This window comes from Dietzia sp. SYD-A1 (assembly GCF_015356725.1).
Taxonomy (GTDB): Bacteria; Actinomycetota; Actinomycetes; order Mycobacteriales; family Mycobacteriaceae; genus Dietzia.
The window spans coordinates 1-2,685 of sequence record NZ_JADDKI010000586.1 but is presented as its reverse complement, the minus strand read 5'-3'; the positions used below and the strand labels follow the sequence as shown (position 1 = coordinate 2,685).

Genomic DNA, 2,685 nt, shown 5'->3' with positions numbered 1-2,685 from the left:
AGCCGGCCCGCTTCCGCACGGACCTCCACGTCACCGGACCCCGCGCCGCCGGTACCCGCGTCACCGGACTCCGCGCCGCGGGTACCCGCGCCACCAGCGGACCGGCCGGTCACCGTCGTAGGCGGTCGTCGTCGTCCGCGACGGGCATCACCGCGGTCGCGTCTGGCCGGTCCTCCGGCCGCACCGCGTTCTGCAGCGCGATCGACCGGGCCAGTCGGGCGTACCGCAGTTCCTGTTCGCGGAATCGCACGTAGGTGGAGACGGTGACGAATGCGAAGCCCATGACCAGCGCGTACAGCACCAGGTCCGTGCCCCGCTGGACGCCCAGGGCATTGGCCACCACGGTGAGGTCGTCCGGGCGCAGCACCGCATAGACCATGAACACCACGAACAGCACGAAGCCGATCTTGACCCCGGCCTTCGCCCGGGCTTTGCGCCGGTTGGCGAGGAAGAACGCCACCAGCGCGGCGCCGGCGAGCAGCAGTAGTGCCTTGATCATCGCGGCAACCTCTTTCCCACGAACCCGTCGGAGAGGATGTTGATCCCGTTGAGCAGCGACTGCCCCTTCGACATGGAGTACTCGGTGTAGAGGATGTCGACGGGCTGCTCCGCGACGCGCCACCCACGGTTGTCCATCAGTTCCACGAACTCGCTGGCGTGGCTCATGCCGTTCATCCGCAGGTTGAGGTCGTTCGCGACCCGCTCGTTGAACACCCGGAGCCCGTTGTGGGCGTCCGTCAGGCCGAGCCGGCGGGTGCGTGGGCTCAACATGACGACGGTCCTCAGGACGATCCGCTTGATCAGCGGGACCTGATCGCCCTCGCGTCGCGGGCGGCCGAAGCGGGTACCCACCACGATGTCGACCGGTTCGGTTCGGACCCTCTCGACCATCGCGAGGACGTCCTTGACCTGGTGCTGGCCGTCGGCGTCGAAGGTGACGAAGTAGCGGGCGCCGGGTTGGGTGCGGGCGTACTCGACACCTGTCTGGATGGCAGCGCCCTGCCCGAGATTGACCGGGTGGCGGACGAGGTGCGCCCCCGCCCGGTGGATCGCGGCGGCGGACTCGTCGGACGACCCGTCGTCGACCGCCACGATGTTCGGGAACGTCTCTCGCGCACTGCTGAGCACGTCCTCGATGACGGTGCCCTCGTTGAAGCATGGCACGATCAGCCAGACGTCGCGGTTGCCCGCGGGGTCGTCTGCGGGGTCGCCGCCGGCCGTGTCACCGTGCTCTGGGAGTCGCTCACTGTCACTGCTCATCGCCGGTCGATACTATGCGATCGGACGGACAACCCGGTGACGAGAAGGACGGCGGTTCCCCGATGGCCATCGATGTGATGCTCCCCTACTACGGGGACGTCGGCCACTTCAAGAAGGCTGTGGACAGCGTTCTCTCCCAGAGCTATTCGGACTTCCGACTGGTCGTGGTGGACGACGGCTACCCGGACCCGGAGCCCGCCCGCTACATGGGGGAGATCACCGCACGCGACGAGCGGGTGACGTACGAGAAGAACGAGACCAACCTCGGTGCCAACGGCAACTACCGCAAGTGCCTGGAGATGGTCACCGCGCCGGTCGTCGTGGTGATGGGCGCCGACGACATCATGCTGCCCAACTATCTGCAGGTGGTGGCCGACGGGTTCGCGGCCGTTCCCGACGCCGCGGTGATGGAGGTGGGCGTCAGCGTGATCGACGAACACGGTGCGCCGGTCCGGCCACTGTCGGACACCGTCAAGTCGTTCACCCAGCCCAGGACAGACGGGCGCACGGTCCTGCACGGCGAGAAGCTGATGACCTCGCTGATGCACGGCAACTGGACCTACTTCCCGTCACTGGCGTGGAGTTCCGAGTGGATTCGCCGCATCGGGTTCCGCGAGGGGCTCGACGTGGTGCAGGACCTGGCGCTGCTGGTCGACGTGATCACCGCCGGCGGCCACATTGTCTACGACCCGACGCTGGCATTCCTCTACCGCCGGCACTCGGCGTCCGACTCCTCGGTGCGTGCGCTCGACGGCCGCCGCTTCGACGAGGAGGCCCGCTTCTTCGCCGCCGAGGCGGACGCGTTCGCCGCCCGGGGCTGGAAGAAGGCCGAGCGGGCCGCGCGACTGCACGTGACGTCGCGGCTCAACTCCCTGTCGCTGCTGCCCACCGCGGCCCGGGCCGGCAAGCTCGCCGAGGGTGGCAAGCGGCTCCTCGGCCACAGCTTCAGGAGGTTCTGACCCGGGCCGGGCCCGACCCCGGGGCGGCTTAGATTTGGTCGTCCCTGCTGCGCCGGAAAGGCCCCCGCGCCGCAATGGGCACGACCAGAATCGGAGGCAGGTGAGCCGCCGGAATGGCCGGAGCGGAGGTCTATGTGATTCCCGAGCAGTGGATCCCGCACCGCCGTGAGGACGGCGAGCTGATCGGCTGGATCGACATGACAGCCGCGGCGCCGCTGCTCGTGCCGATCGACCGCCTCGGCCGCCCGCTCGACCCGGTCGAGCACTGGCACCGGGCGGAGGAGGTCCTCGAGGGGATCGGCCTGCGGTTCCTCATGGAGCGTTTCCTGTTCGGCGAGGACGGAGCCCAGACCGTGGTTCGGATCGCCCACCTGTACGAGGACCGGATCGTCCTGTCGACCGCGCTCACCGATGCGATCGAGGAGGTCGGCCGCGAGATCGTGGTGCCCTTCCCCGCGCCGAGCAC

General features: G+C 68.8%; 4 protein-coding genes. 2 read left to right on the top strand and 2 right to left on the bottom strand.

Annotated elements, in window-relative coordinates; translation table 11 throughout:
* Nucleotides 1–109: 109 nt before the first annotated feature.
* The gene (locus tag IY392_RS17340) at nt 110–499 is read right to left on the bottom strand and encodes a DUF2304 domain-containing protein (RefSeq protein ID WP_107755653.1); all 390 of its coding nucleotides are present in this window, start codon (nt 497–499) and stop codon (nt 110–112) included.
* Nucleotides 496–1,260, bottom strand: a complete 765-nt coding sequence (locus tag IY392_RS17335; RefSeq protein ID WP_228549578.1) for a glycosyltransferase family 2 protein — start codon at nt 1,258–1,260, stop codon at nt 496–498. Before IY392_RS17335 ends, IY392_RS17340 begins: the two co-directional genes overlap by 4 nt.
* 62 nt (nt 1,261–1,322) lie before the next feature.
* Between IY392_RS17335 and IY392_RS17330 the strand changes: the two genes are divergently transcribed.
* A complete protein-coding gene (locus IY392_RS17330; RefSeq protein ID WP_194861909.1) occupies nt 1,323–2,219 on the top strand; it encodes a glycosyltransferase in 897 nt (298 codons plus the stop codon).
* Between the two features lie 113 nt (nt 2,220–2,332).
* Nucleotides 2,333–2,685 (top strand): hypothetical protein (locus tag IY392_RS17325; RefSeq protein ID WP_228549577.1); only part of this gene is annotated, 353 nt, incomplete at its 3' end.

What these genes read in the sequence shown, in the direction of transcription:
- IY392_RS17340 (WP_107755653.1), bottom strand. Translation starts at nt 499, where the DNA reads ATGATCAAGGCACTACTGCTGCTCGCCGGCGCCGCGCTGGTGGCGTTC.
- IY392_RS17335 (WP_228549578.1), bottom strand. Translation starts at nt 1,260, where the DNA reads ATGAGCAGTGACAGTGAGCGACTCCCAGAGCACGGTGACACGGCCGGC.
- IY392_RS17330 (WP_194861909.1), top strand. Translation starts at nt 1,323, where the DNA reads ATGGCCATCGATGTGATGCTCCCCTACTACGGGGACGTCGGCCACTTC.